This is a genomic window from Nocardia sp. NPDC019323, from assembly GCF_044389845.1.
Taxonomy (GTDB): Bacteria; Actinomycetota; Actinomycetes; order Mycobacteriales; family Mycobacteriaceae; genus Nocardia; species Nocardia implantans.
In genome coordinates, this window is the sequence record NZ_JBIRYN010000001.1 from 1450228 (window position 1) to 1469727 (window position 19500).

The 19500-nt window shown below is 70.5% G+C and carries 22 protein-coding genes; 16 read left to right on the forward strand and 6 right to left on the reverse strand.

From position 1 onward, the window contains the following. Positions 1–126 precede the first annotated feature (126 nt). The 7 genes from ACH49X_RS06890 to ACH49X_RS06920 are packed head-to-tail and all read left to right on the forward strand — an operon-like array spanning position 127 to position 6744. Positions 127–1395 (forward strand): beta-ketoacyl-[acyl-carrier-protein] synthase family protein, encoded by a 1269-nt coding sequence (locus ACH49X_RS06890; RefSeq protein WP_357108210.1) that lies wholly within the window; start codon positions 127–129, stop codon positions 1393–1395. Further along, the gene (locus ACH49X_RS06895; RefSeq protein WP_357208343.1) at positions 1392–2630 is read left to right on the forward strand and encodes a ketosynthase chain-length factor; all 1239 of its coding nucleotides are present in this window, start codon (positions 1392–1394) and stop codon (positions 2628–2630) included. Before ACH49X_RS06890 ends, ACH49X_RS06895 begins: the two co-directional genes overlap by 4 nt. Next, positions 2627–2881 carry an acyl carrier protein gene (locus ACH49X_RS06900; RefSeq protein ID WP_323124396.1) on the forward strand — a complete coding sequence of 85 codons (255 nt, stop codon included), beginning with the start codon at positions 2627–2629 and terminating at the stop codon, positions 2879–2881. Before ACH49X_RS06895 ends, ACH49X_RS06900 begins: the two co-directional genes overlap by 4 nt. After that, positions 2878–3816, forward strand: coding sequence for an aromatase/cyclase (locus tag ACH49X_RS06905; RefSeq protein WP_195081898.1), 939 nt, complete (start codon positions 2878–2880; stop codon positions 3814–3816). Before ACH49X_RS06900 ends, ACH49X_RS06905 begins: the two co-directional genes overlap by 4 nt. After that, positions 3813–4739: an MBL fold metallo-hydrolase gene (locus ACH49X_RS06910; protein ID WP_357208345.1), complete on the forward strand. Its 927-nt coding sequence runs from the start codon at positions 3813–3815 to the stop codon at positions 4737–4739. The genes ACH49X_RS06905 and ACH49X_RS06910 overlap by 4 nt, the downstream gene beginning before the upstream one ends. Next, positions 4727–5980: an FAD-dependent oxidoreductase gene (locus tag ACH49X_RS06915; RefSeq protein ID WP_195081900.1), complete on the forward strand. Its 1254-nt coding sequence runs from the start codon at positions 4727–4729 to the stop codon at positions 5978–5980. Before ACH49X_RS06910 ends, ACH49X_RS06915 begins: the two co-directional genes overlap by 13 nt. Before the next feature lie 2 nt (positions 5981–5982). After that, positions 5983–6744: an alpha/beta fold hydrolase gene (locus tag ACH49X_RS06920; RefSeq protein ID WP_195081901.1), complete on the forward strand. Its 762-nt coding sequence runs from the start codon at positions 5983–5985 to the stop codon at positions 6742–6744. Positions 6745–6751: 7 nt separating this feature from the next. Here the strand turns inward: ACH49X_RS06920 and ACH49X_RS06925 are convergent, their stop codons facing one another. Continuing rightward, positions 6752–7123, reverse strand: a complete 372-nt coding sequence (locus ACH49X_RS06925; protein ID WP_195081902.1) for a helix-turn-helix domain-containing protein — start codon at positions 7121–7123, stop codon at positions 6752–6754. A gap of 103 nt (positions 7124–7226) precedes the next feature. Between ACH49X_RS06925 and ACH49X_RS06930 the strand changes: the two genes are divergently transcribed. Further along, positions 7227–7718, forward strand: a complete 492-nt coding sequence (locus ACH49X_RS06930) for a luciferase family protein (protein ID WP_067798258.1) — start codon at positions 7227–7229, stop codon at positions 7716–7718. A gap of 29 nt (positions 7719–7747) precedes the next feature. Continuing rightward, positions 7748–8182 carry a lipocalin-like domain-containing protein gene (locus ACH49X_RS06935; protein ID WP_357108202.1) on the forward strand — a complete coding sequence of 145 codons (435 nt, stop codon included), beginning with the start codon at positions 7748–7750 and terminating at the stop codon, positions 8180–8182. Here the strand turns inward: ACH49X_RS06935 and ACH49X_RS06940 are convergent. Next, positions 8143–8619 (reverse strand): biotin/lipoyl-containing protein, encoded by a 477-nt coding sequence (locus ACH49X_RS06940; protein WP_357208347.1) that lies wholly within the window; start codon positions 8617–8619, stop codon positions 8143–8145. The genes ACH49X_RS06935 and ACH49X_RS06940 overlap by 40 nt on opposite strands. A gap of 15 nt (positions 8620–8634) precedes the next feature. After that, positions 8635–9417, reverse strand: coding sequence for an SDR family NAD(P)-dependent oxidoreductase (locus tag ACH49X_RS06945; protein WP_357108196.1), 783 nt, complete (start codon positions 9415–9417; stop codon positions 8635–8637). 170 nt (positions 9418–9587) lie between these two features. On the opposite strand from ACH49X_RS06945, the gene ACH49X_RS06950 reads away from it, so the two are divergent. The 5 genes from ACH49X_RS06950 to ACH49X_RS06970 all read left to right on the forward strand — a co-directional run bounded on the left by ACH49X_RS06950 (position 9588) and on the right by ACH49X_RS06970 (position 15397). After that, complete coding sequence (locus tag ACH49X_RS06950; protein ID WP_357108193.1) at positions 9588–10007, forward strand: nuclear transport factor 2 family protein; 420 nt, start codon at positions 9588–9590, stop codon at positions 10005–10007. Positions 10008–10032: 25 nt separating this feature from the next. Beyond that, a complete protein-coding gene (locus tag ACH49X_RS06955; RefSeq protein WP_195081907.1) occupies positions 10033–10641 on the forward strand; it encodes a malonic semialdehyde reductase in 609 nt (202 codons plus the stop codon). 110 nt (positions 10642–10751) lie between these two features. Beyond that, the gene (locus ACH49X_RS06960) at positions 10752–12947 is read left to right on the forward strand and encodes a glycosyltransferase family 39 protein (RefSeq protein WP_357108190.1); all 2196 of its coding nucleotides are present in this window, start codon (positions 10752–10754) and stop codon (positions 12945–12947) included. 204 nt (positions 12948–13151) lie between these two features. Next, positions 13152–13868, forward strand: a complete 717-nt coding sequence (locus tag ACH49X_RS06965; RefSeq protein ID WP_195081909.1) for a response regulator transcription factor — start codon at positions 13152–13154, stop codon at positions 13866–13868. Beyond that, positions 13865–15397, forward strand: coding sequence for a HAMP domain-containing sensor histidine kinase (locus tag ACH49X_RS06970; protein WP_357108187.1), 1533 nt, complete (start codon positions 13865–13867; stop codon positions 15395–15397). The genes ACH49X_RS06965 and ACH49X_RS06970 overlap by 4 nt, the downstream gene beginning before the upstream one ends. A 404-nt stretch (positions 15398–15801) precedes the next feature. Here the strand turns inward: ACH49X_RS06970 and ACH49X_RS06975 are convergent, their stop codons facing one another. The 3 genes from ACH49X_RS06975 to ACH49X_RS06985 form a co-directional block, all read right to left on the reverse strand. Beyond that, positions 15802–16602 (reverse strand): PIG-L family deacetylase, encoded by an 801-nt coding sequence (locus ACH49X_RS06975; protein WP_357108184.1) that lies wholly within the window; start codon positions 16600–16602, stop codon positions 15802–15804. Positions 16603–16624: 22 nt separating this feature from the next. Continuing rightward, positions 16625–17020 (reverse strand): hypothetical protein, encoded by a 396-nt coding sequence (locus ACH49X_RS06980; RefSeq protein WP_323124395.1) that lies wholly within the window; start codon positions 17018–17020, stop codon positions 16625–16627. An 80-nt stretch (positions 17021–17100) separates the two neighbouring features. Beyond that, positions 17101–17304 carry a hypothetical protein gene (locus ACH49X_RS06985; RefSeq protein WP_195082131.1) on the reverse strand — a complete coding sequence of 68 codons (204 nt, stop codon included), beginning with the start codon at positions 17302–17304 and terminating at the stop codon, positions 17101–17103. Between the two features lie 278 nt (positions 17305–17582). On the opposite strand from ACH49X_RS06985, the gene galE reads away from it, so the two are divergent. Further along, positions 17583–18560 carry a UDP-glucose 4-epimerase GalE gene (galE, locus tag ACH49X_RS06990; protein ID WP_195082132.1) on the forward strand — a complete coding sequence of 326 codons (978 nt, stop codon included), beginning with the start codon at positions 17583–17585 and terminating at the stop codon, positions 18558–18560. 374 nt (positions 18561–18934) lie between these two features. After that, positions 18935–19495 carry a hypothetical protein gene (locus tag ACH49X_RS06995; protein ID WP_195081912.1) on the forward strand — a complete coding sequence of 187 codons (561 nt, stop codon included), beginning with the start codon at positions 18935–18937 and terminating at the stop codon, positions 19493–19495. The last annotated feature ends 5 nt before the right edge of the window (positions 19496–19500 follow it).

Below are 19500 nucleotides of genomic sequence, written 5' to 3' on the forward strand. Positions count from 1 at the left end.
CTGCGCCGCACCGCTAGAGAACAGCTCGACTCCTTCGCTCGAGCGAGGTTCGAGGGCCGTCGCCGATGCTCGATCGCACCATCGAAGGGAGAACGCCATGAACCTCAACGCATCCGGTGGTCCACGATGAGCCGCCGCGTCGTCGTCACCGGGCTCGGCGTCCGCGCGCCCGGGGGGTCGGGCAAGGACGAGTTCTGGAAGCTGCTGTCGGAAGGCCGCACCGCGACGCGCCGGATCTCGTTCTTCGACGCCTCGCCGTACCGGTCCCAGGTGGCCGGCGAAGCGGACTTCGACCCGGTGCGGGAAGGGTTGTCCCCCCGAGAGATCCGGCGCATGGACCGTGCTGTGCAGTTCGCCGTGGTCTGCGCGCGGGAGGCGGTGGCCGACAGCGGGATCGACCTCGCCGCGGTCGATCCGCACCGGCTCGGTGTGAGCCTCGGCAGCGCGGTCGCCGCGGCCACCAGCCTGGAGCGTGAGTACCTGGTGCTGTCGGACTCCGGGAAGAACTGGCTGGTCGACGAGACGTATCTGTCCCCGCACATGTTCGACTACATGATTCCCAGCGTGATGCCCGCCGAAGTGGCTTGGAGCGTCGGCGCCGAAGGACCGGTGGCGATGGTCTCCAACGGCTGCACGTCGGGACTGGACTCGGTGGGCCACGCGGTGCAGCTGATCCGCGAGGGATCGGCCGACGTCATGGTGGCGGGGGCGTCGGACACGCCCATCACACCGATCGTGGTGGCCTGTTTCGACGCGATCAAAGCGACCACCCCGCGCAACGACGAGGCGGAGGTGGCCTCGCGTCCGTTCGACAACTCGCGCAACGGATTCGTGCTCGCCGAGGGCGCCGCGATGTTCGTGCTGGAGGAGTACGCGAGCGCGCGCAGGCGGGGCGCACACATCTACGCCGAGATCTCCGGGTACGCGACCCGGTGCAACGCCTATCACATGACGGGACTCAAAGCCGACGGCCGCGAGATGGCCGAGGCGATCCGGGTCGCGCTCGACGAATCCAGGATCGACCCGACAAGCGTGCACTACATCAACGCGCACGGCTCCGGAACCAGGCAGAACGACCGCCACGAAACCGCGGCGGTGAAGCGCAGTCTCGGCGCGCACGCCTACGCCACGCCGATGAGCTCGATCAAGTCGATGGTCGGGCATTCGCTCGGCGCGATCGGCTCGGTGGAGATCGCCGCCTCGCTGCTCGCGCTGGAATACCAGGTGGTGCCGCCGACGGCGAACCTGCACGAACCCGACCCCGAATGCGATCTGGACTACGTGCCGCTGGTCGCCCGCGACCACCGGATGGACACCGTGCTCACCGTGGGCAGCGGGTTCGGCGGCTTCCAGAGCGCGATGGTGCTGCGCAAAGCGGAAGCGGTGGCGGCATGATCCTCGTGACCGGAATGGGCGTGCTCGCGCCCAACGGCACCGGCGTGGAGCGTTTCTGGGACGCCGTGCTGGCCGGGCGCGGCGGGGTCGCGCCGCTCACCCGGTTCGACACCAGCCGCTCGGCGGCGCGCCTGGCCGGCCAGGTGGCCGATTTCGACGCCGGTGCCCACCTGCCGAGCCGGCTGCTGCCGCAGACGGACGTCTCGACCCGGATGGCGCTGGTCGCCGCGCAGTGGGCGCTGGACGACGCGAAAGTCGACACGGCGGCGATGACCGACTACGACATGGGCGTGGTCACCGGAAATGCCTCCGGCGGCTTCGAATTCACCCATCGGGAGTTCAACAAGCTGTGGTCGCTCGGCTCCGAGCACGTCAGCGTCTACGAGTCCTTCGCGTGGTTCTACGCGGTCAACACCGGCCAGATCTCCATCCGGCACGGCATGCGCGGACCGAGCAGCGCCTTGGTCGCCGAGCAGGCGGGTGGCCTGGACGCGATCGGTCACGCGCGGCGCACCGTGCGGCGCGGGACGCCGCTGGTGGTCACCGGCGGCGTCGATTCGGCGCTGGATCCGTGGGGGTGGGCCTCGCATCTGTCCAGCGGTGCGGTGAGCACCGCGACCGACCCCGAGCGCGCGTATCTGCCGTTCGACGCCCGCGCCGCCGGGTACGTGCCGGGCGAAGGCGGCGCGATGCTGGTGATCGAGGACGCCGCCGCCGCGCGGGCTCGTGGCGTGCCGAAGGTGCACGGCGAGATCGCTGGGTACGCATCGACCTTCGACCCGCCGCCCGGTTCCGGCCGGCCCTCTGGCCTGCGCCGCGCCGCCGAGCTCGCGCTGGCGGACGCCGGGATGACGCCCGGCGACATCGACGTGGTGTTCGCCGACGCCTCCGGCATACCCGATCGCGACCGCGACGAGGCCGCCGCCATCGAGGCGGTGTTCGGGCCCGGCGGCGTTCCGGTCACCGCGTCGAAACCGCTGACCGGGCGCCTGTTCTCCGGCGCCGGCCCGCTCGACGTCGTCACCGCGCTGCTGGCGATGCGCGACTCGGTGCTCCCGCCGACCGCGCACACCACCACCCTCGCCGAGGACTACCGGATCGATCTGGTTCTCGGCGCCCCGCGCTCCGCCACCGTCGGCGGCGCGCTCGTCCTTGCACGCGGGCGCTGGGGTTTCAACTCCGCGGTCGTCGTGCGCGCCGTATCCGATCGAGATCTGCCGAGGAGCGAATCATGACCATGACCATCACCGATTTACGCCGCATTCTGGTGGACTGCGCCGGCGGCGAAGACCTCGCCGAACTCGGCGGCGACATCGCGAGCGTGGAATTCGAGGAGCTGGGCTACGACTCGCTCGCGCTCATCGAGACCGCGGCGCGCATCCAGCGCGACTTCGGCGTGACAATCCCCGAGGAACAGCTCATCGAGGTCAAGACGCCACAAGAGCTGGTCGACATCGTGAACACCCAACTGCGCGGTGCGGCATGAGCGCGGAAGTGATGTCCCACTCCAGGGTGGTGCGGGCCGCCCCGGACGTCGTCTACGACCTGGTCGCCGACGTCACCAGGTGGCCGGTGATCTTCGAGCCGAGCGTGCTGGTGCGGCATCTGCACCGCGGGCCGGACGAGGAACGCTTCCGGCTGTGGGCGACCGTCGGCGGCGCGGTGCGGAACTGGACGTCGCGGCGGGTGCTGGACGCCGGACAGCGCCGCATCGCCTTCGAGCAGGAGCGCAGCCAGGCGCCGATCGCGTCGATGGGCGGCGGCTGGTCGTTCCGCGAGCTCGGCCCCGGCACGACGAAGGTGGTCTTGGACCACCACTTCACGGTGGTGGACGGGGCCGATGCCGCGCAGGTCGCCGCCGCGGTGGATCGCAACAGCGTGTCCGAGCTCGCGGCGCTGGCCCGTATCGCCGAACTCGGTCACCCGGCGCGCGAGGTGGTCCACACCTTCGAGGACACGGTGACGCTGGACTGCTCGGCCTCCGAGGCATACGACTTCGTCTACCACAGCGAACGCTGGCCCGAGCAGGTGCCGCACGTCGGCCGCGTAGAGCTCACCGAGGACGCCGACGGCGTGCAGCTGATGGAGATGGACACGGTGACGGCGGGCGGCCTCCCGCACACCACCAAATCGATCCGGGTATGCGTCGCGGGCGAACGGATCGACTACAAGCAGCTGGTGCCGCCCGCGATACTGTTCGGCCACAGCGGCGGGTGGGAGTTCGCCGACGGACCGGGCGGCGCGGTGGTGACCGCGCGGCACACGGTCGCGATCGATCCCGCGGCCGCGCGCGAGATCCTCGGTGCGAACACCGATCTCGCCGATGCCCGCGCGTACCTCACCGAGGCCCTTTCCAGCAACAGCCGCAACACGTTGCGGTGCGCGGAACGCCATGCCGCGTCGACGAAGTCGCCGACATGACCGCCACCGAGACGGCCGCGGCACCGCGCGTGCACGAGATCGCCGACGGCGTCTACGCCTACACCCACAGCCGCGGCGGCTGGTGCGTCAGCAACGCCGGTGTGCTGACCGGGCCGGACGGCGCGGTGGTGATCGACACGCTGGCGACGGAAGGGCGCACCCGGGCGCTCGTCGAGTTCGTCGACGGGCTGGGCGCCGGCCCGGCCCGCACCATCGTGAACACCCACCACCACGGCGACCACAACTTCGGCAACCACCTGTTCGGACCGGCGGCGGTCGTGGTCGGCCACGACCGGATCCGGCCGGAGATGATCGAGACCGGCCTGGCGCTGACGAAGCTGTGGCCGGACGTCGAATGGGGCGATGTGCGGGTCACGTTGCCCAGCATCACGTTCAGCTATCACCTCACCCTGCATCAAGGCCGGCGCCGGGTGGAACTGCTCCACTTCGGCACGGCCGCGCACACCACCAATGACGTGGTGGCGTGGCTGCCCGAGGAACGCGTTCTGTTCGCCGGGGATCTGGTGATGTCGGGCGCGGCGCCGTTCTGCCTGATGGGGTCGGTCAGCGGGGCGATCACCGCCGTCCGGCGGCTGGCCGCGCTGGGCGCGGAGACGGTCGTCGCCGGGCACGGCCCGGTCACCGGGCCGGAGATCTTCGACCAGACGCTGCGCTATCTGCGCTGGGTGCAGGACCTGGCGGTGGAGGGACGCGCGCTCGGGCTGACGCCGCTGGCGATCGCGCTGGAGGCCGACCACGGCGAGTTCGCCGACCTGGTGGATCAGGAGCGGCTGGTCGGCAATCTGTATCGCGCGGACGCGGAACTGTCCGGCGGCGAGCCCGGTGAGCCGCTGGATGTCCTGGCGATCTTCGACGAGATGGTGCTCTACAACGGCGGGCAGGTGCCGGCATGCCTGGCGTGAGCACCGAATCGGTGCGGGTGTGCGTGATCGGCGGCGGTCCGGCGGGGCTGATGACCGGTCTGCTGCTGGCGCGCTCCGGCGTACAGGTGCTCGTGCTGGAGAAGCATCCGGACTTCCTGCGGGATTTCCGGGGCGACACCGTGCACACCTCGACACTGCTCGCGATGAACGAACTCGGCCTGGCCGAAGAGTTCCTCGCGCTGCCGCACGTCGAGCTGCCCCGGCTGCCGATGGCGACCGCCACCGGGCCGGTTGTGTTCGCCGATTTCAGCGCGCTGCCAGGGCCGTTCCCGTTCGTGGCCTTCATGCCGCAGTGGGACGTGCTGAACTTCCTCGCCGAAGCCGGTCGCCGCTATCCCGGTTTCCGGCTGGTGCAGGAAGCGGAGGTGACCGAGCTCATCCTGCGCGACGGCAAGGTGACGGGCGTACGCGCCGAGACCACCGACGGCCCGCTGGAGGTCGCCGCGGATCTGGTGATCGCGGCCGACGGGCGGCATTCGATCGTGCGCCGGTCGGGGCTGCTCGAGGTCGCCGCCGCCGCGGCGCCCATGGACGTGCTGTGGTTCCGGGTCGGCAAGCCGGAGGGCGAGCGCCTGCCCACGGTGCGCAGCGGGAAGGGCTTCTTCATCGTCTGTATCGATCGCGGCGACTATCTGCAAGTCGCCTACATGATCCCGAAGGGCGGTTTCGCGACGATCCGGGCGGCGGGGCCGGCGCGGTTCCGTGCGGATCTGGCGGCCATCTATCCCGTGCTCGCGCCACGGCTGGACGCGGAGATTTTGGACTGGGACGACGTGAAACCGCTCGACGTGCGGGTGGACCGGCTGCGCCGCTGGTACCGCCCCGGACTGGTGGCGATCGGGGACGCGGCGCACGCGATGTCCCCGGCGGGCGGAGTCGGCATCAATCTCGCGGTGCAAGATGCCATCGCGACCGCCCGGCTGCTGGCGCCTGTCCTCGCGGCGGGCGTGAACCCGTCAACGGCCCAGCTGCGCACCATTCAGCGCCGCCGTGAATTGCCCATGCGCGTCGTGCAATTCGCGCAGCTGCACTTGCTGGCCGACCTCTACCCCAGCGCGGGACGGCCAGGCACCGACAATCCGCTGCTGGTCCGGCTGCTGCGCCGTTTCCCGCGCCTGCCCCGGCTGGTGGCCCGGGTGATCGGCCTCGGCATCCGGCCCGAGCCGGTGCCGCCCGCGACCGGAACCGTCACCGCACTGACGAGACTCAGGGAGAACTGATCGTGTCGACCTACTTGCTCATTCACGGCGCCTTCCACGGCGGTTGGGTCTGGCAGCGGGTGACTCCGCTGCTGGAGGACGCGGGGCATCGTGTCCTGGCCCCGTCGCTGGTCGGTTTGGGCGACCGCGCGGACCTGCTCACCGCGGATGTCGGCCTCGACACCCACGTCGAGGATCTGATCGACCTGGTCACCGCCGAAGATCTGACCGACATCGTCCTGGTGGGGCACAGTTACGCGGGCATCGTCGTCACCGCGCTGGCCGACGCCGTGCCCGACCGCATCGCCGAACTCGTCTACATCGACACCTTCGTGCCTCGCGACGGCGAGGCGGTGGCCGACATCATGCCGGGCATGGTCGAGGCCTTCGCCGCCGCGGCGGCGAAGGCCGGTGACGGCTGGCTGGTGCCGCCGCAGACCGAGCCGGCCGGCGACGGCGGACTGTACGGCGTCACGGAGGAACCCGATCTCAGCTGGCTGGCGTCCATGCAGACGCCGCAGTCGCTGAAGACCTTCCAGCAGCCGATGGTTCTGACGAACCCCGAGGCGCTGGCGGCGATCCCGGTGCGGCACGTCCATTGCGGCGAAGGCGGCGACGACTTCAAAGCGATGCGCGCCGCCATGCCCCGCACCCTGCCACCCGCCGATCTGCCCGCCGATCGCCTGCACGTCCTCCCCACCGGGCACGACTGCATGATCACGATGCCTCGCGAACTGGCCGGATTCCTGCTCACCGTGGCGCCGCGCCCGACATCCGCCCGCTGACCGCGGATCAGCTCACTCGCTCCCCCGCGTCGAAGGCGGCGCGCGCCGCGAGAACCTCGCCGAGATGCTCGGCGGACCAGGCCACGATGCTGCCGAACACCGGAGTGAGCGTTCTGGCCAGCGGGGTCGCCTCGTATTCGACGCGCGGCGGGACCTCGGGGTAATAGGTGCGCGCGACCAGGCCGTCGCGTTCGAGCTGACGCAGGCGCTGGGTGAGGACCTTCGGGGTCAGGCCGGGAATGCGCTGTTGCAGTTCGGTGAAGCGCAGCGTGCCGTCGTGGGTGAGCACCCACAGCACCTGGGTGGACCAGCGGCCGAACACCAGGTCGATGACGGGCGTGATCGGACAAGGATCGACGGGCTCCGGCACGGCTGGCATACGTCCTCCTGGTAAGTCACTTTCCCCTTGGTTACTACTATACTTTGGAAAGTAATGTGTTTCCAGGGGTCGCGAGTACGCGAAAACCGAAGGGAGCACAGTCATGACGACAACAGTGGACGGCCGCCTGGACCTGCCGCGCCGCTCCGGCGAGCGGCCGCGCACCCGGGAGCACAACCCACACCAGCAGCTCGACCAGATCGCGCCGCCCGAGTTGCAAGAGGAGCTGTGGTCGCGGATGACCACGCTCGACGGCGTCCTGCTCGGCCGCAGTGGCGTCTCCCTGCCCGACACCCGGGCGCTGCACCTGCGACCGGGGATCGCCCGAGGGCCGCGTGCGGCGTACCTCGCCGGCACGGAATTCGCCCACCTGCACGGGCACGGAGACGGCAGCCTGCACATGTGCCTGCCGGAAGACGTGGTGGCGCAGGCGGTTTCCCGAGGATGGGCGGAGGCGCATCCGATGGCGCGGCAGGGCTACCTGCCGGGGACGCTGGTGATGGTGTACGGGCCGCGCGATCACGCGGAGCTGGAGGTCGTCTGGCAGCTGGTGCGGATCAGTCACCGCTTCGCCGCCCGACCGGCTACAGCGTGATTAGAGCGGCGGCCGCCATCGTCGGTGTCATGAACGCATCCGATCTTGTCGGCACCTGGGAACTGGTGTCCTACTACGACATCGACGAGCAGGGCGTCACCAGCGAGGGACCGCTCGGCGACGCCCCGCGCGGCCTGCTGATCTACGGCGCGCACGGCTACATGTCCGTGAGCATGATGCGCACGGACGCAGCCACGGGAGCCACCCCGTTCATGGGATACGCGGGCACCTGGCGGCGCACCGGCGCGGAGGTGGTGCACGCGATCAGCGTGTGCTCCAACCCGGCGTGGGCGCGGACGGAGCAGGTGCGGCAGATGTCGCTGAACGGTGACGTGCTGACGCTGATCGGCGCCGCACAGGTCGGCGGGCGGACACAACGCCGGGTGCTCACCTGGCGTCGCGGCCGCCCGCCGGAATCCGGCCGTCATTCCGCGGTATACGAGAACAAGGGCTCGTCGAATTGAACCGGTTCGCCGTCTTCCTTCAGTATCCCGGTGATCACGCCGCCGGCCTGGGTGGTCACCGGGATCATCAGCTTCATCGCCTCCACGATGCCGACCTGCTGCCCGGCGCCGACCCGGTCGCCGACCGTCACGAACGGGTCAGCGCCCGGCTCGGGGCATCGATAGAACACGCCGACGCTGGGCGCGCGCACGACCGCGCCGAGCGCCTCCGGAGCGGCGACGGCTTCCACCCCGGCCACCGCGAGCGGGGCGGTCCCGACCGGGCTCGCTTCGGCCCACTCGGCCTCGACGGTCACCTCCCCCACCTGGAAACGCAGCGCGCTCGGCTGCCGCGGAAAACCCGCGAGCAACTGCAACGCGCCGGACTGGATCGCTTCCAGCACACGCAGATAGTCCTCGTGTCCGGTAGCGGGAGCGTTCTCCTCCACTGCGGTCATCGCCGTCACTCCTCGTCAGTAATTGCCCAGTCCGCCACAGACGTTCAACGCCTGCGCGGTGACGGCGCCCGCCCCGGGACCGATCAGATAGTCGACCATCGCCGCCACCTCGAACGGCTGCACATAGCGGCCGATGGGCACCCGCGCGCTGACCCGCGCGTGCACCTCGTCGGTGTCGACGCCCCACAGCCCGGAATACACCTCGCGCACCCGCTCGGCCATCGGCGTCTCCACGAAGCCGGGGCACACGGCGTTCACGGTGATCCCGGTCTTGGCCAGTTCGAGGCCGAGCGCCTTGGTGAAGCCGACCACGCCGTGCTTGGACGCGGAGTACGGAGCGCCGTGCACCACGCCCTGTTTGCCGCCGGTGGAGGCGATGTTGACGATGCGGCCGCTGCCGCGTTCGAGCATGCCGCCCGCGTTCAGCACCGCCTTCGTCATCAGGAACACGCTGTTGAGATTGGTGTTGATCACGTCGAACCACAGGTCGTCGGGCACCTGCGCGGTGACGCCGCCGCCGCTGCGGCCCGCGTTGTTGATCAGGATGTCGATCGGGCCGTAACGCCGCACACCGGCGTCGACGTACTCGCGCACCTGCGCGGCGTCGGCGACGTCGCAGACGGTGCCGTCCACCTCGTGGCCCTCGTCCTGCAGGCTCTTCACCGTGTCGGTCACCCGCTGTTGATCGCGAGCGCAGAGGAACACCGCGATGCCCTGGGCCGCAAGGCTTTTGGTGATCTCCAGGCCCATTCCGCTGGTCGCTCCCGTGACCAGCGCGACGCGCCGATTTTCCGCCATGACTCCTCCATCGGTCGAACTTCCGAACCCGCCGGGCTTCTCGACCACCAGGGTCGACCCGCGTCCTATAGATCCGGTCAACCGCGCCCGTGCCTCGGCTCAACCGAGGCTCTAGCGGCGTGCACCACGCTGGCGTGCAGCCGAGCCCCGCCGCGACCACAGGAGCAACCATGACCACCGTCGCCAGCCGCACCGAGTTGTACGCCGAGGTCCAGCAGTTCTACGCCGAGCAGATGCAGCGGCTGGACAACCGCGACATCCCCGGCTACGCCGCCACCTTCACCGAGGACGCGGAATTCGAGCACACGCCGGGCATTCCGCCCGCCCGGACCAGGGCGGGGATCATCGCCGACCTGGTCGAGTTCCACAAGCGCTTCGACACCGACCCGATGCAGCGCAGGCATTGGTTCAACATGATCAACCTGCAACCGCAGGACGACGGCACCATCGTGTCCACCGCCTACTGCCTGGTGGTGAAGATCCGCCCGAACAGCAAGCCGGAGATCGCGCCGAGCTGCGTCGTGCACGACGTGCTCGTCCGCACCGACGGCGGGTTGCTGACCCGGTCGCGGCGCGTCGTCCACGACTGATCCGACCACCCTTCGAGGAGAACCCGTGAACTCCGTTCAGCCCGCCTTGCTCACACTCGCCGCCGACGCTCAAGACCTGCTGTTCCGCGAGGCCCGCACGGCGAACGCGTTCACCGACGAGCCGGTCACCGACGAGCAGATCCGCGAGATCTACGAACTGGTGAAATACGGACCCACGTCGATGAACCAGCAGCCGCTGCGGATCGTCCTGGTACGCAGTCCCGAGGCGCGGGCACGGCTGGTCGGCCACATGATCGACAACAACAAGCCGAAGACGGCCGCCGCGCCGCTGTCGGCGATCCTGGCCGCCGACCTGAATTTCCACCAGCACCTGCCCAAGGTGTTCCCGCACGCGCCGGAGGCCAAGGACTACTTCGCCGACCCCGGCTATCGCGCCGAGTCCGCGCGCTTCAACGCGTCGATCCAGATCGGCTACTTCATCCTCGGCGTCCGCGCCGCCGGGCTGGCGGCGGGGCCGATGAACGGCTTCGACAGCGCGGGTCTGGACGCGGATTTCTTCCCCGGCGGGGAACACACCGGCCTCGTCGTGGTCAACATCGGCAAACCCGGTCCGAACGCCTGGTTCCCGCGTTCGCCGCGACTCGAGTACGCGGAGGTCGTCAGCACGGTGTGATCCGGGCGAGCGCTGCCCGGCCGCACAGCGCACTCCCAGCTTTGCCCCAGCTTGCGGGCAGCCCGCCTTCCTAGCCTTCGAGCAGAGGTTGACGAAAGGAAGGCGAAATCATGGCGCTGATCACGAGCGTCCCGCCGGGCGTCGAGGCCGACGAGCGACTCGTCGGCGCCCATCGCGCCCCGGCCGGACGGTCCTGGGCGGATCGCGTGTTCTTCGGGCCCGCGACGCAACCGCGGTGGGCGCGCCCGGCGCTGCTCGCGCTGCTCGTCGCGACCGCGGTGCTATATCTGTGGAATCTGACGGTGTCCGGTTGGGCGAACGAGTATTACGCCGCGGCGGCGCAGGCGGGCACGCAGAGCTGGAAGGCGCTGCTGTTCGGCGCGCACGACGCGGGCAACGCGATCACGGTGGACAAGCCGCCCGCGGCGCTGTGGGTGATGGGGCTGTCGGGGCGGCTGCTCGGGTTCGGCTCGTGGTCGCTGCTGGCGCCGCAGGCGTTGATGGGCGTGGGCTCGGTGGCGCTGCTGTATGCCGCGGTGCGGCGGTGGAGTGGGCCCGGCGCGGGCCTGCTCGCGGGTGCGGCGTTGGCGGCGACGCCGGTCGCCGCGTTGATGTTCCGCTTCGACAACCCGGACGCGCTGCTGACCCTGCTGCTGATCGCGGCGGCCTACTGCACGGTGCGGGCGATCGACTCGGACGCCCCGCGCTGGCGTTCGGCGAGTACCGGCTGGCTCGCGCTGGCCGGTGCCGCCATCGGGTTCGCGTTCCTGACCAAGATGATGCAAGCGTTCCTGGTGCTGCCGGCGCTGGGCTTGGTGTTCCTGGTCGCGGGAGCGGGCGGATTCTGGTCGCGCGTCGGCAAATTGATCACCGCGTGCGCGGCCATGGTGGTCGCGGGCGGCTGGTACGTGCTGCTGGTCGAGTTGTGGCCCGCTGATTCGCGCCCGTACATCGGCGGATCGACCGATAACAGCCTGTGGGAACTGGCGCTCGGTTACAACGGCATGGGCCGGTTGCTCGGCGGCAGCGGCAATCCGAGCGGCGGCGGCTCGGGCGGCCCGGGCGGTGGCGGCATGGGCGGGGCGTTCGGCGGCGAGACCGGACTGGCCCGGCTGTTCAGCGGCACCATGGCGACCGAGATCTCCTGGCTGCTTCCGGTCGCGCTGATCGGCTTGGTCGCCGGGCTCTGGCTGAGCGGCCGCGCACCGCGCACCGATCGGCTGCGGGCGGCGATGGTCCTGTGGGGCGGCTGGCTGGTCGGCACCGGCTTGGTCTTCAGCTACATGAGCGGCATCATCCACCCGTACTACACGGTGGCTCTCGCGCCCGGCGTCGCCGGTGTCGCCGCGATCGCGGTGACGCAGCTGTGGTGGCGGCGCGGACACGTGGCGGCCAGGATCACCTTGGCCCTGCTGTCGGCGGTCACCGGCGCCTGGGCCTTCGTACTGCTGAACCGCACGCCGGACTGGCTGCCGTGGCTGCGCTGGACGGTGGTGGCCGTGACGGCGATCGCCGCGGTGGCGCTGCTGCTCGGCGCGCACCGGTCGCGCCGGATCGCCGTCGTGATCGCGGCCACGGCGTTGCTCGCCGGATTCGCCGGATCGACGGCCTACGCGATCGAGACGGTCACGCACGCGCACAGCGGCGGCATCCCCACCTCCGGACCCGCGCAGACGGGGTCGATGGGCGGGCCTGGTGCACCCGGCCGGGGCGCGGGAGCCGACGACGGCCGCGCCCAGGCCGCAGACGGAGCGTCCGGGACCGGTCGGCCGACCGGAGACTCGGCCGGCACCGGCCAAGCAACCGGCGACGCGGCCCCCACCGGCACCGGCCAAGCAACCGGCGACGCGGCCCCCACCGGCCAGCCGACCGGCGACGCGGCTCTCGCCGACGGCGGCCTGCCGACCGGCGATGGGGCTCCCGCGAGCGGTCCCGGCGGCGGCGGACCTGGTGGCAGCGCCGACAACGCCGAGTTGGACGCCCTGCTGGCCGACACCGACAACCGGTGGTCGGCGGCGAGCATCGGCTCGGGCACCGCCTCCAGCCTGGAACTGCGCACCGGCACGTCGGTGATCGCGATCGGCGGCTTCAGCGGTGGCGACGACGCGCCGACGCTGGCCCAGTTCCAGCAGTACGTGGCGAACGGCGAGGTGCACTACTTCATCGCGCAGGGGCAGGGCATGCGGCCCGGCTCCAGTGGCGAGAAGTCGGCCGCGGACCAGATCACCGAGTGGGTGAAGGCGCACTACACCGCGAAGACAGTCGGCGGCGTCACGGTCTACGACCTGACCGCACCGACCAGCTGACGATTCCGGTCCGCGATATCGCCGCGTCCCACGACGCGGCGATATCGCGTTCCGCGGGTTCGAGGGCCGCGCGGCATCACTGTCCACGACCGCCCGGCAAGGCCAGCCGGGCGTTGCCCACGCACGTCTGCGGTGATCCCCGTTCACAGGAAACGTCCAGCTTGCTCGCAGGTTGCTCAGCGCTTGCGGCGCAACCATGGGTGCATGACCGGCACCGAACCCGAAGCCCGCGTCCTCATCGTGGACGACGAACCGATGATCATCGAACTGCTCGCCGTGAGCCTGCGGTTCCAGGGCTTCGAGGTGGCCACCGCGCTCAGCGGCACGCAGGCGCTGGACCGGGTGCGCACCTTCCGGCCGGACGCGCTCATCCTCGACGTGATGATGCCGGGCATGGACGGGTTCGGGATGCTGCGGCGGCTGCGCGCCGACGGGGTGAGCGCCCCCGTGCTGTTCCTGACCGCACGCGACGACGTCGACGACAAGCTCACCGGCCTCACCCTCGGCGCGGACGACTACGTGACCAAGCCGTTCAGCCTGGAGGAGGTCATCGCGCGTCTGCGAGTCATCTTGCGCCGCAGCGGAATACAGTCCGTCCAGGAGAGCGCCAACCGGATCGCGGTCGGCGACCTGGTGCTCGACGACGACAGCCACGAGGTGTGGAAGGCGGGCGCGCCGGTGTCGCTGTCGCCGACCGAGTTCACGCTGCTGCGGTACTTCATGGTCAACGCGGGCAAGGTGCTGAGCAAGCCGAAGATCCTCGACCACGTCTGGCGCTACGACTTCGGCGGCGACGCGGGTGTGGTCGAGTCGTACGTGTCCTACCTGCGGCGCAAGATCGACACCACCGAACCGAAGCTGCTGCACACGCTGCGCGGGGTGGGCTACGTGCTGCGTGAACCCCAGGCGAGCCGGACGTGAGCGCACGGGAGGAACTCGCGCGGCGGGTCTCGGCGGTCCCGCTGCGAATCGGGCTGGTGATCGTGCTGCTGCTGCTGACGGCGGCGGCGTTGTTCGCCTCGGGCGCGGCGGTGACCTCGGCGCTGAGCCGGTCGCTCACCCAGCGCACCGACGAGCAGCTCTACGACGCGGCGCGGTCCTGGGCGCAGCCGCGCCCGATGCGGCAGGTCACCACGAACGACGGTCGCACTCAATGGATTCCGGCCGACCTCCCGGCCGTGCCGGTGCAGCCGAGGTCGGCGGGCGAGCAGCCGCGCCGCTTCTTCGAACTGCGCACGGGAGCCGACGGGCAGGTGTACCAAGAGCTACCGGGCGCCAACAACGCCGCGGGCGCCCCTGAACTCGACGGCGCGAACACCCGCACGCCGCGGACGGTGGATTCCGCCGACGGTTCCTCGGTGCGCTGGCGTGTCCTGACCACCACCAACCAGTACGGTTCCACCACCATCGGCCTGCCGCTGACCGACAACCAGGAGACGGTCTCGCGGCTGATCTTCTTCGAGATCGGCACGGGAGCCGCGGCGCTGCTGGCCCTCGGCGCCGTCGGCTACCTGGTCATCCGGCGCAGCCTGCGGCCGCTGCGCGAGGTGGAGCAGACAGCGGCGGCCATCGCGGGCGGCGACCTGCACCGGCGCGTGCCGGTGCGCGGCGTCGACACCGAGGTCGATCATCTGGCGCGGTCGTTGAACGAGATGCTGGCGCAGATCCAGCACGGCGTGGCCGCGACCGAGGCCTCGGAGGAGGCGGCCCGCCGATCGGAGGCGCGGATGCGCCGCTTCGTCGCGGACGCCAGCCACGAACTGCGCACGCCGCTGACCACGATCCGCGGCTTCGCCGAGCTGTACCGCCAGGGCGCGAGCAGCGACGCTGGGATGGTGGTCGGCCGGATCGAGGCCGAGGCCGAGCGAATGGGACTGCTGGTCGAAGACCTGCTGTTGCTGGCGCGGCTGGACGAGAAACGGCCGCTGGAGCGCAAACCCGTCGACCTGCTCGCGCTCGCCGGTGACGCCGTGCACAACGCCAGGGCCATCGCCGCCCGCCAGAAACCCTCCCCCGACGCGCCGGATCGTCCGATCACGCTGGCGCTCGGCGACGGCGAGGGGACCATGGACGTCGTCGGCGACGAGGCCCGCCTGCGCCAAGTACTGAACAACCTGATCGGCAACGCACTCACCCACACTCCGCGGGAAACACCGATCACGGTGCGGCTCACCCCAGCGCCCGATCGCGTCCGCATCGACGTGATCGATGCGGGCCCCGGCCTGTCCCCCGACGCCGCGGCCCGGGTGTTCGAACGCTTCTACCGCGCCGACGCCTCACGCACCCGCGCCAGCGGCGGCACCGGCCTCGGCCTGTCCATCGTCCAAGCCTTGGTGACCGCCCACGGCGGACGGGTGTCGGTCGACAGCGAACCGGGACGCGGGGCGACCTTCACCGTGGTGCTGCCTCGGGAGCCCGTCGACACCGCCGGCGCGGTGCCGGCGCGGTAGGCGAGCTTCCGCGCCGAAGCCCGCCGCCGAGCCCGCGCTCGCCAGGTGTCGCCGTCGAGGACCGGTCGGCTTCCCTGTCGGCCCACAGGCCAGCCGGCGTGGTCCATCGGTACCACCGGAACGCGCAGGTCCACCGCAGAAAGGCGCCGGTCCGCCCGGGTCCACCGCGGAAGGAGCCGGTCCACCACAGGAACGCGCAGGCCCGCCGCAGAACGACCCCGGCCCACCGCGACCCGCCGACGATCGTACGGCTCGGATCGGCGACCGCGATCGCATCGCGACCTGCGATGTAGTCGAATCGGCCTGGATCACCGACCCCTCGGCACCGCGCGCGTAGCGAGGTGGGGTCGCGGGTGGTCTCGGCACACAGGTCGGCTCGTCACGAACCTCCGCACGCGAACCGCTCAGCGGGAGGCGGGCCGGAAGATGTCGTCGAGGGGAGGGCCGGAGGTAGGGGTAGCGCCTTCTTCGGCGTACCACTCCCACCGTATGACCCGGGCCAGCACCGGGGTCGGCATGCGCAGCAGCACCTTGGCGATGGCCGCGAAGCGGCTGGAGCCCTCGATGATCGACCGGTGGGCGGCCAGGGCGGTCTTGCGGCGGGCGGCGTGGCTGGAGACGTCGATGCGATGGGTGATCGCCGCACGCGGACTGTACAGCGAGTCCAGAACCGATGAGTCGTAGCGGAAAGGAAAGCCCAGCCGTGTCAGTGAACGGACGAGGCGGGTGTAGCCATCGCGGGGCAGGGTGGCGTCCAGAACCCGCGCCACCCCGGCCAGTTCGGCCGCGCGCTTGCCCACCTGGTGCACGCGGACGTGGTCGCGATGCCCGTACCCGCCGTTGGAGTCGTAGCTGAGCAGGATCTCCGCGTTCTCCTCGCGCAGGATCGCGGCCAGCCGCCGCGCCGCGTCCTCGGGGTCGGCGCGGGCGAAACGCGTCCGGTCCGGCGGGTCGGCGTACAGCACCGCGCCGTGCCCGCTGTCGGCGTAGCCGAGGTGGGCCACTCGGTGCACGCCGAGGGCGGCGGCGCTGGCCTCCAGCTCATCGAGCCGCAGCGCCTTCCGGCCGTCCAGATCGGCCATGTGGCCGTCGGTGGCCACCACGATGACGGTGCGGTGCCCGGCGGCGGACAGCTCGGCCAGCGTCCCCCCGGTCAGCAGCGTCTCGTCGTCGGGGTGCGCGTGGAATGCCACAACGGTCGCCATCGCAACAGTGTGCCAAAGACATTCACACGAGGTCCCTTGCCAGCCTGGTCGCGCCGACCAGCATGTACCCGCCGGTCAGAGCGACCAGCGCGACCGCGGTGGGCCGGGGGACGTCGCCGCGCACGAGGCGCACCCCGCCGTGCGTCGTGTCGAGGATGTCCACCAGCAACGCCAGGCGCTGCCAGCGCGGCAGCTCCTCGGCGGGCGCGGTCAGATATCCGAGGCCGAGCGCGATCGCCCGCGCGCCGAAGATCCGGGTCATGTAGTCGAGTTCGGGCGTCGGCCGCACGCCCAGCGCCCTGCTCAGCGTCCGCGGAGCCACGAGCGCGGCCGAGCCGAGCGCGACCCGTCCGAGCGCAAGGCCGCGCAGCGCACCGGCCAGCGCCGAGCGGTGTTGCCGCATGCTGTTCGTCACCATGGTCCCGAGCCTGGCCCACAACGCCGATCAGGTCGATTACCCGCGAGGTAATCGACCTGATCGGCGGCGAGTCGACGGACTCAGGGCAGCGGGATCCACTGGTTGAAGAACCAGAATCCGTGCGGGCTCGGCTGCGGGTCCTGGTGGTGCTGTTCGGGAACCGGGCCGCGGCCGCGGTCACGGTCGTCGTGACCGGGATCCGCGCTCGCGACGCCCGCGCCGACGCCGACCGCCGCCAGAGCGATGCCTCCGACCGCCGCGGCCTTCGCCACCTTGGACTTCAACGCCTTCATACTCGTTCTCCTAGGTCCGGGCCCCTCGGGCCGCCGGCCGGACTTCGACCGTGAGAACGATCCTCGGCGCGGGATCTCGAGAGATCCCGGTAGTGCGCTGAGAAGTAGCTGACAACCGGGGCCGGTATCTCGAGCCAACGCACAGGCTCGGCAGAGCCGCCGGGGCGGATCCGGACGCGATGATGAATCCGAACACCGACCCGGCCGTCGGCGCGCTCGCCACGGCCTACCCTGAGGTCTTCGGCCAGCCATCCAAGGAGAGGACACCCGTGAAACTTCTCGTCACCGGCGGCGCCGGCTACATCGGCAGCGTCGTCGCGCACCAGCTCGTCGAAGCAGGCCATGAAGTGGAGATACTCGACGACCTGTCCACCGGCTTCGCGTCGAACCTCCCGCCGCGCGCGACGTTCCACGAGCTGTCGATCCACCGCGTCGCCGACGTGCTCACCCCGGCGGCAGGCTTCGACGGCGTGCTGCACTTCGCCGCCAAGATCGAAGTCGCCGAATCGGTCGCCAACCCCGAGAAGTACTGGTGGAACAACATCGAAGGCTCGCTCGCGCTGTTGCGCGCCGTTCGCTCCGCCGGCACCCCGCGCCTGATCTTCTCCAGCACCGGGTCGATGTACACCGGCGACGGCAGCACACCTTTCGACGAGAACGCCGAAGTGCGTCCGGCCAATCCCTACGCGGCGACCAAGGCGACGGTGGACATGATGATCGCGGGCGAATGCGGCGCGAGCGAGCTCGGCGCGGCGTCGCTGCGTTACTTCAACGCCTCCGGCGCCGTCGTCACCGGGGACGCGCGGCTGGGCGAGCGGCACGAGCCGGAATCGCACCTGATCCCGATCCTGCTGCAAACCGCTGCGGGACAACGTGATTCGTTCACTCTCTACGGGACCGACTACCCGACGCCGGACGGCACCTGCATCCGTGACTACGTGCACGTGGCCGATCTGGCCGCCGCGCATCTGCTGGCGCTGGAGGCCATCCGCCCCGGCGAGTACGAGGTGTACAACCTCGGCAACGGCAGCGGGTACTCCAACCGGCAGGTGCTCGACACCGTGCGCGAAGTCACCGGGCGCGATTTCCCGGTGCACTACGGCCCGCGCAGGCCGGGTGACCCGGCCGTCTGCGTGGCCGCGAGCGGCAAGGCGGGCGCCCGGCTCGGGTGGAAGCCACAGCGTCCCGACCTCGCCGACATCGTCGCCGACGCATGGGACTTCCACCGGTCGGGCTACGGCGGCTGATCGATCGGGAGGACGATCCGGCGAAGCTCCGTAATTCCCGGGCAACCTCCGCCGGCGAGCCCGGGAAGCACGGGTCGCTCAGAGAATGAGCAGAATCAGCGCCTTCTGCAGAGTGTCCACGATGCGGCCGATGGTGATCGCGATTTCGACGGTGCCCATGACAGGCCCCTTTCCTCCGATGCGGCAAATCCTCGACATCTCAATTCAAACCCGCGCGAACGGTATTCGCCAAGCTCACGCCGCCACACGTGTGGTCCAGGAGGGTTGATCCGCGCGGCCGTGCTCTTCGAATCATCTGTGTCGCGGCGCCTGCCGCGACCGTGGGGCCGATCATCGCCGCGCGCACGCCTTTCGATCCACCGTCAGGAGCACCTGTGACGTCCTCGCAACCGTTGGCCCGGAAACCCTCGCACGACTGCGCTCGGCATGCGGCGAGCACGGTCGGGCAAGCCACGGCGATCCTCGGCATGCTCCATCTCGTTCCCGCCGATCACGCCGCCGTTTACGCCGGGCTCGCGGCACTCGCCGAGGACGACACGTGCGAGCCGGACTGCGATCTCACCCGCGCTCTGCGCGCCGTGGTCGTCCATCTCGGGACGACAGCCGAGCTGACACACCGGCACAGTGTGACAGCGCTCGCGGACGAACTCGCCGAGCTCATCGGCATCGTCGAGGATTGCGGCCGGAGCACGGCCCGATCGTTCGCGGCGCCGTTGGATTCCGTTGGCGCGCAACGCTACCGCGCCGAGATCCTGCGACTCGCCCGCGATGCCGACGACGCGTTCCGCCGCTTGTTCGCACGGTGGTACTTCGACACCGACGATCCGGCGGCGGTGGCCGGGATGCGCGACATGGGCGACGAACTGGAGAACGTGGTGCGAGCCTTCGAGTCGGTCGCCGACGCCGTGCGGCGACCGAGCGCGCCGCGAAGGTGATCCGG